The organism is Cedecea sp. Ae19-4 (assembly GCF_059801165.1).
In genome coordinates this window covers 1-6,926 of record NZ_JBCHWG010000009.1, presented here as the reverse complement: position 1 = coordinate 6,926, position 6,926 = coordinate 1, and the positions used below count along the sequence as shown (strand labels likewise).

General features: G+C 48.0%; 7 protein-coding genes and 2 pseudogenes. 3 read left to right on the top strand and 6 right to left on the bottom strand.

Annotated elements, in window-relative coordinates; all coding sequences use genetic code 11:
- Nucleotides 1–258: 258 nt before the first annotated feature.
- Nucleotides 259–870 carry a transcriptional regulator gene (locus AAIE02_RS23400; protein ID WP_498533401.1) on the bottom strand — a complete coding sequence of 204 codons (612 nt, stop codon included), beginning with the start codon at nt 868–870 and terminating at the stop codon, nt 259–261.
- Nucleotides 867–1,370 carry a hypothetical protein gene (locus AAIE02_RS23395; RefSeq protein WP_498533400.1) on the bottom strand — a complete coding sequence of 168 codons (504 nt, stop codon included), beginning with the start codon at nt 1,368–1,370 and terminating at the stop codon, nt 867–869. The genes AAIE02_RS23400 and AAIE02_RS23395 overlap by 4 nt, the downstream gene beginning before the upstream one ends.
- A gap of 468 nt (nt 1,371–1,838) precedes the next feature.
- On the opposite strand from AAIE02_RS23395, the gene AAIE02_RS23390 reads away from it, so the two are divergent.
- Nucleotides 1,839–3,386 (top strand): EAL domain-containing protein, encoded by a 1,548-nt coding sequence (locus AAIE02_RS23390; RefSeq protein WP_498533399.1) that lies wholly within the window; start codon nt 1,839–1,841, stop codon nt 3,384–3,386.
- On the opposite strand, the gene AAIE02_RS23385 is transcribed toward AAIE02_RS23390, so the two are convergent.
- Both AAIE02_RS23385 and AAIE02_RS23380 read right to left on the bottom strand, forming a co-directional pair.
- On the bottom strand, nt 3,387–3,590 hold the full coding sequence (locus tag AAIE02_RS23385) for an Hha/YmoA family nucleoid-associated regulatory protein (protein WP_034809945.1): 204 nt from the start codon (nt 3,588–3,590) through the stop codon (nt 3,387–3,389).
- A gap of 943 nt (nt 3,591–4,533) precedes the next feature.
- Entirely contained in the window at nt 4,534–5,322 is a 789-nt protein-coding gene (locus AAIE02_RS23380) for a glucose 1-dehydrogenase (RefSeq protein WP_498533398.1), read from the bottom strand.
- Between the two features lie 351 nt (nt 5,323–5,673).
- On the opposite strand from AAIE02_RS23380, the pseudogene AAIE02_RS23375 reads away from it, so the two are divergent.
- Nucleotides 5,674–5,848, top strand: a pseudogene (locus tag AAIE02_RS23375) (IS630 family transposase); the annotation flags it as partial.
- Between the two features lie 17 nt (nt 5,849–5,865).
- Here AAIE02_RS23375 and AAIE02_RS23370 read toward each other — a convergent pair.
- The gene (locus AAIE02_RS23370) at nt 5,866–6,267 is read right to left on the bottom strand and encodes a type II toxin-antitoxin system VapC family toxin (RefSeq protein ID WP_498533402.1); all 402 of its coding nucleotides are present in this window, start codon (nt 6,265–6,267) and stop codon (nt 5,866–5,868) included.
- Between the two features lie 23 nt (nt 6,268–6,290).
- Nucleotides 6,291–6,521 carry a type II toxin-antitoxin system VapB family antitoxin gene (vapB, locus tag AAIE02_RS23365; protein WP_498533397.1) on the bottom strand — a complete coding sequence of 77 codons (231 nt, stop codon included), beginning with the start codon at nt 6,519–6,521 and terminating at the stop codon, nt 6,291–6,293.
- 91 nt (nt 6,522–6,612) lie between these two features.
- On the opposite strand from vapB, the pseudogene AAIE02_RS23360 reads away from it, so the two are divergent.
- A pseudogene (locus tag AAIE02_RS23360) lies at nt 6,613–6,750 on the top strand (phage integrase family protein); the annotation flags it as partial.
- Nucleotides 6,751–6,926 lie beyond the last annotated feature (176 nt).

The following is a 6,926-nucleotide window of genomic DNA, read 5'->3' as shown; positions in this document are numbered from 1 at the left end:
AAATAATCGCATTCTCAGCGACACGGGAACTAAGGATGATGTCTTCACAAATGACTCCATAAATTACGCCGGTTCAGTCCGGACGTCGGCTGTGTACAAATAAGTGAGTTCCAGAGGACGGGGGGTTGTAAGTGGCAATGCCGTGATGCGTCAGCTGCCGTTTCTCTGGAAACCATTCCACGGCGCGATACGGAGGCTTGCATCGGGAGGGGTTACCCCCTTCCTTCTTGCATCCTCAAGCCGCTTCAAATTTGTTTTCTATTTATTAACGCCCTCTAAGCCAAAAATGCCTGGTAATCCCTGGTTTCGTTCATTCACAAACTGTAGAAATGCCAGTTGCCGCATTCCGGTCTTCTCAAGAATTTTTTTTCGATGTGCGTAGAGTGTCTTTAAGGGTTTTCCGGTTATACGGGAAACCAGATGAATGCTCATCCCTGACAAAAAAAACGGCAGCATGTGACGTTCGGTGAGTGTCAGGTTAATATTTTTGATACGGGCAAATTTTCCCTGCGAGTATTGCCCTGACTGACGTAAAGCCAGGCGTAACGAGGTAATATCCTGTCGCTGACTAACGCAGAGGTATCTCTGATTTGCAAACGGACATAACCTGCCGCTCTGTTCGCAGGCCAGCCAGACCAGGATGGCATCTGGTCGAAGCGCATGAAGGGTATTCAGGGCCGACCACTCCCCCCGGAGCACAATCCGGCTGTCCACCGCGATGATGACCCGCCCGGCAGCCCTGACCTCCGGAGGCAGGTATGGCGAACTGAACCCGACACGGAGGGAGTCCATTTCAGGCAGCAGTGCAGCAAGCCCCGTGTATAACCAGTGGTTTGCAGTCAATACAATCAGCATCACGTCGTTTTTCATATCCCGCACCGCTTCATGTAAACGGACATTCCCTTGTGCGTGAGCTGCATTTTCTCTGATAGCTCCTGGTATACGCAGGCCGTGCATAGAATGGTGCAGGGGATATCTTTCATACTGACTGCCCGCATGAATAAGTGCAGAAGCCTGAATTCAAAAGGCGTGAGAAAACGGGTTTCGGAGTATTGGATATTTTTTTCTCCGTTGTCAGGTGCCTGCCTAATCTCACCGGCAACCTGCTCAGGCCTGCAGTCTGAGGGGAATAGGGCATATACAGAGGCAAACTCGGTCAATAATAAGAGCGGCAATGTATATAACGCCTGGTAGGAGATAATAAAACCCCTTTTTAAATTAAAAATCTGAGGCTGTATTAAAAATACATAAAATGGAGATTCATCAAGATTAAAAAAGTAAAGATTTTCTCTGCCCGCTATCTCAGCAATAGCCATGAACCTCTTTCCAGAAAGAGGCTCATTTTCGGGCCAGCGTGCGCACTCATCCATGTAATTCTCCTTCCCTGGATTAAAAACCGGGCTGATACTTACGAGCAAAAAATAATGGCTACAGATGAAAATAAACAATCTCAGTCAGACGCTATGGTGCTGTTTATATCCAGAATTCTCGCACCAACAGTGTATTTTGAGCATTATACACACAATCAAAGGATAGTCAAAAACGATCAATTATAACCGCACGATAGTCTGTGGCTATCAAAAGGTGGTAATCGATCGATGTCGCCTGTATTAATCAAGCATCAGTTTGAAAATATTAAATGCGCGGGAGGGAATAAATGACAATAACGAGAGGGAGATGTTCCAGGTAAACTCATATCACTGAAACCTGAATGAATTGCACAATTTTGTATTTATCACCTGCGTGAGCATCAGCCTGTTAACATTAAAAAAAATAGATATTTTTGCAGCTTTGTATTTATGATAGTGTTTTATTCTTTGTTAACCCCAATGAGCCATATGAAAACAATATCACCCAGGCCATTTCAGTTATGGATGACCCTTGCCGGAGCAACGGTAATGCTCTGTATTATTTTCATATGCTCGGGTTTGTGGATGCAGTACCGCGCAATGACTACCGGTGTGAACGGTATACTCAGGCTTACTGATGAATACTATCAACCAGCATCTGCCACGCTTAGTCGGATTAGTGAAGCAGGTGCTCATGACTGCGAAACAATCCTGCCGTTGCTGACATCTCTGGCAACGCTAACCCCCTACACCAGGAGCGCGGGGATCATTTCAGGCAAGACAATAATCTGTTCCTCCTTCAGCGGAAATAAACCCTGGCCTGTTAAAAGCATTTTTCCGGATGTGAGTGTGTCTGACGGGAATATGCCGGCAGTGGCCTCATCAATCTCGATGAACCCCGGCCACGGCGACTCTGTGATTGTCTATACCCGGATGCTGAAGGAAAATATTTACGCCTATACGGTACTGGACACCCGTTACATGCGGGAGCTGATTAAGGTGATGGCCGGTAATACCCACCTGAACTACGCACTACAGGCAGGGCACGGGCGGTCTGTCACCCTGGGGGGGCCCCGGGGTGACCACGACGTTCTTACCTCGCTACAAATACAGGCAGGTGATATCAGGGTGTCGGCTTATTCGACCCTCCGTAGCTGGCTTTACTTCAGTACTGAAGGCATCCCGATAATTCTTCCTGCATTCCTTTTATTTTCATTCCTGTCAGGTACTTTCTGGAAACGATGGCACGCTGCCCGTATTTCCCCTGCATCCGTGATAAGCAGGGCAATAACAGAAGGAGAGTTTTTTGTCTGCTATCAGCCGGTCTGTGATATTTCAGGACACTGCCATGGTGCAGAAGCCCTGATGCGCTGGAGAAGAAATGACGGCAGATTGATCCCTCCGGACGTGTTCATTCCTGCGGCAGAGTCAGAAAAAATGATGGGGCCCTTAACGCGTCACCTGATGGGGCTTATTGCTAATGATGTTAAAGAGTGGATCCCCACGGGAGAGTTTCATCTGAGCATAAATATTGCATCGGACCACCTCGCCGGAGAAGAGTTTATAGGGGATATGAGGGAATTTCGTGACAGTATTCCTTCTTCGTTATCCCTTGTGGCGGAGATTACCGAACGCACACTCATTGAAAATACAGAGAAAACTGTTACCCATCTGTCCCAGTTGCGTGAGGCAGGTATAAAGGTCGGTATAGATGATTTTGGAACCGGCTATTGTTCCTTGTCTATCCTGCAAATCCTGCCTGCAGACTTTCTCAAAATTGACAGATGTTTCACAGAAACGATCGATTCTGCCAACGGAGACACCCCAGTGCTTGATGCCATTATCACCCTCAGTAAAAGACTGAAACTTACCATGATTGCAGAGGGTATCAGCACCAGGAAGCAGGCCCTGTTTATGAGGAATAATCAGGTAATGCTACTGCAGGGATACCTGTTTTCACCGCCTCTGGATGCAGCTAATTTTAGGACGTGGTATCTCAGAAATGAATACAATATGAATATAACCCCGAAGATGTAATCAACGGACATGCCGCCATATCTCCACTGGAACATGGTCGTATAAAGTTCCGGTAATAAGCTCAGCCAGACGATGATCTGCGGCTCCCCAGAAAACAGCCAGTTCAGCATCACTGAGCTCGTAGTTTTTTTTATCTATGATTTTCTCCAGTGACTCTTTGTGGCGTAACTGTCGGAGAATATAAAGCCAGTCTTTCTTTGTCATCGTTCGTGCATATTGCATAGAATGTATGCCTCCCTACCCTGGAAAATAATTTCAAAACCTTTTTTACAACAAAGTTCGACTCCTGATTGCAGAATATATAGCTGCGATCCCCTCGGATTCACAACCAACAACGGGACAGCTTTCAGATAAAACCTTTATGACTTAAAATGCATTACCGACGGTGAAACATCTGCTGATATATAGTTAATTAACGAATGCCCCCTATTATTTCTATCGAGAATACCCTGGACTGAGGATATATTCTAGTTTTTTGTGCACAGAACGCATTAAATAATTGCTGCATTCACTTCCAGACTGCTTTTTGAAATAAATATTTTTGGCGTAATATTTACGTTAAATGAAAGTAGAATGACGTGGATGCTACCCATCATCCTGTTTATTCTTTAAAATAGCTCACTCATACCTTGCAAAACTTAGTTGCAACTGACCAGAATATACATGTTATAAAAGAAAATGATTGTCTTGATGCAACTGACTTTCAGTCTTAAACAAAGATGAATATAAACGTTCTGTGGCAATGTTGACTCTTTCACCATCAGAGACGATGTATCTCATCAGACTGGTCTTCCACGTACCACTTTCAGAGCCGGTACGTTCAGTCCAGCAATTGCGCTAAGGTATACAACTTGACAATCTTACAGTGTACTTCCAACAGGTGCGGCACGCTGTAACTGCCTGAGCCTCTGCGCATACAGGCTGGCAAGATAACAAGTGTGCTACATAAGCCTTGCTCTTATCCCGCGTGGTATTTGCGTATTTATTGCCTCTTCTGACAATTTTGCAGATATAGTCGATAAATTGTTGTCACAGCGCGTAACTCGTCTGTGAAGAAACGCCCGACGACTATCCTGTCTCAGGACTTCTGGGATCGCTTATGCGGTGACTGAAAGAGTGAAGTGACAGATTTCACTTCACTCATGATTCAGCCCTTCCCACCCTGGAATGAGGGGTACAGCGTCATCCCGCCATCCACAAAAATAGTCTGCCCGGTAATATAGGCTGATTGGTCTGAAGCCAGCCAGGCGGCAACATTTGCAACAACCTCTGGCTCAGCGACATACTTCATTGGAATAAGTGTTTCCAGCTCCACACGTAACGTCTCATCGCTCATTTTATCCTGATTCATGGGCGTGTTTATAGCACCCGGCCCAATAGCGTTAATCCGGATGCCCTTTGCAGCATATTCCAGCGCGAGGGATTGAGTCAGCATGCGTACTCCCCCTTTGCTGGCAGAATAGCTGGCGAAAGTCGGCCAGGGAATGATCTCGTGAACAGACGACACATTTATAATATTGCCTTTAATGTCGTTTTCTAAAAAGTAGTTAAGCGCAGATCTCCCGGTGAGAAAAAAACTGGTAAGATTGACGTCAATGATCCTGCGCCAGTCATCAAGACTTATTCTGTGCGTCGGGTTTTGAGTTTCAATCCCGGCGTTATTAATCAGCAAATCCAGTTTTCCGAAATGATCTATCGCAGCCGTAACGAAATCATGGGCAGTATTTTCATCACTGATATCACCGCCAAATATGGTCGTTTTTCCCGACTTAAGGCCGTTCAGTTTATCAGCCAGCGCCTGCGCTTCTTCTTTGTCTGAATAATAATTGATGACGACATTCATGCCTTCTTCAACTAAGCGGGTAACAATTGCAGCCCCTATTCCTCTGGAGGAGCCTGTTACCGCTGCCACTTTTCCCTGAAGATCTGTAAACATACATAACCCCTGATTCATTTTTAGCCTGAATGAAACATCACCGTTTCAGCATCTGTCTCTGTTATTCAGGGGCCGGGAACGTAATGCCGGGTATGATCCGGCAACAATATACGTTTTTGACCGCCAGAATAACGATTTTCTCTTCAATTTATGCTATCTGTAATCCAATGAATACCCTGAAAAATTAGCAACAGATCTTTATATACGCAAGCTCGTGGCCGTGCCGGGTTAAGTCCCGGGACCGGATAACACACCTGCGACGTGAGCTCGTACGTTGTACTGCCGACGTGGATCCGGCACGGTTAAATAGCTAAACAGCTGCGGGGGCGTGTCAGCAGAAACGTCTGGTGACGCCATTATCCTGCCGGGACGTTACGCAGTCGTACCGGTAATATCAGCGACGTGGGAGCTGTGCAAAAGCTCTGGCCTTTATATCCGTCTGTTAAAACATCTAAAGGCGATTTATCGTCGGGCAAAAACCATCCCGCTGATCGTGGACCGCTGTATTACCCCTGAAAGCCGGGAAATAGATATTTTCCGGAGCTACTTCACCCAGTCTTCCAGCTTCAGGCCCGGCACCCGCTCAAACTCTCCCCCATTCCTCGTCACCAGAATGGCGCCGGTCGCTATCGCGTGCCCCGCTATCGCCGTATCGTTCGGGCCGAACGGCGTCCCGCCTGTACGCAGCGCCACTTTGATCTCCGTGGTGGCATCCACCGCCGCCCGATCCCAGGGCAGGACGGCATCGAGGCGCGCGCAGAACGCGTCAACCAGCTGCACGTGGCGCGGCGAGGCCTTCGGGCCGGTGGCACCGAAGCGCATTTCGGCATAAGTAATGGCTGAGATCACGATACGGTGGTTGCGCAGCCCCGCCTGCTCCAGGCGTTTTATCACGACGGCCGGCTGCTCGCGCAGGATGAACGCGCAGATGCAGGTGTCGAGCATGTAGATCCGGTCTTTTCTCTTCTTCACAGGTCAAATCGTCCTTCGTCGCTGACAGCGTCTTCGCGCTCAACCATAAAGTCCGGATCGGCCTTTTCGAGTTCCGCGAACGAGCCCCAGGTTGGCCGGGCAGGGCGCAGGATGAGACTGTCCCCTTCGCGGACGATCTCCAGCTCGCTCACCCCCTCAAAATCCAGATCGCGGGGCAGACGGATGGCCCGGTTATTGCCGTTTTTAAAAATGGATACGGTTCGCATGTCTTCCTCCTGGCCTATATACATATGCTCAGTATAGGCAGATGTAAGACATATGTATTCTTCTCTCTTTTTCTGTACAGATCCGAAAAAAGGTTTAATGGGACACAAGAGCATCAGCTCGACGGAGGTGTATACGAAGGTGTTTGCGCTGGATGTGGCAGCACGGCACCGGGCGCAGTTCCAGATGTCTGAGAGCGATGCGGTCGCGATGCTGAAAGGAAATGGATAGGTGCTATAACGAATTCGGTTTCTTCGCTTTTTTGCTCGGCCCCGTTTATCCTGGCCACGCGGCCCCACCGATTTGAGCCGCTGTGGCCGTCACCGATGAAACCATGCGCAAGTAGCTGGAGCAAGCAGTGAAGCGGGCCGGAGCAGACAGTGTATATTTTTCCATTTCGGTCACGC

What these genes read in the sequence shown, in the direction of transcription:
- AAIE02_RS23400 (WP_498533401.1), bottom strand. Translation starts at nt 870, where the DNA reads ATGAAAAACGACGTGATGCTGATTGTATTGACTGCAAACCACTGGTTA.
- AAIE02_RS23395 (WP_498533400.1), bottom strand. Translation starts at nt 1,370, where the DNA reads ATGGATGAGTGCGCACGCTGGCCCGAAAATGAGCCTCTTTCTGGAAAG.
- AAIE02_RS23390 (WP_498533399.1), top strand. Translation starts at nt 1,839, where the DNA reads ATGAAAACAATATCACCCAGGCCATTTCAGTTATGGATGACCCTTGCC.
- AAIE02_RS23385 (WP_034809945.1), bottom strand. Translation starts at nt 3,590, where the DNA reads ATGACAAAGAAAGACTGGCTTTATATTCTCCGACAGTTACGCCACAAA.
- AAIE02_RS23380 (WP_498533398.1), bottom strand. Translation starts at nt 5,322, where the DNA reads ATGTTTACAGATCTTCAGGGAAAAGTGGCAGCGGTAACAGGCTCCTCC.
- AAIE02_RS23370 (WP_498533402.1), bottom strand. Translation starts at nt 6,267, where the DNA reads ATGCTCGACACCTGCATCTGCGCGTTCATCCTGCGCGAGCAGCCGGCC.
- vapB (WP_498533397.1), bottom strand. Translation starts at nt 6,521, where the DNA reads ATGCGAACCGTATCCATTTTTAAAAACGGCAATAACCGGGCCATCCGT.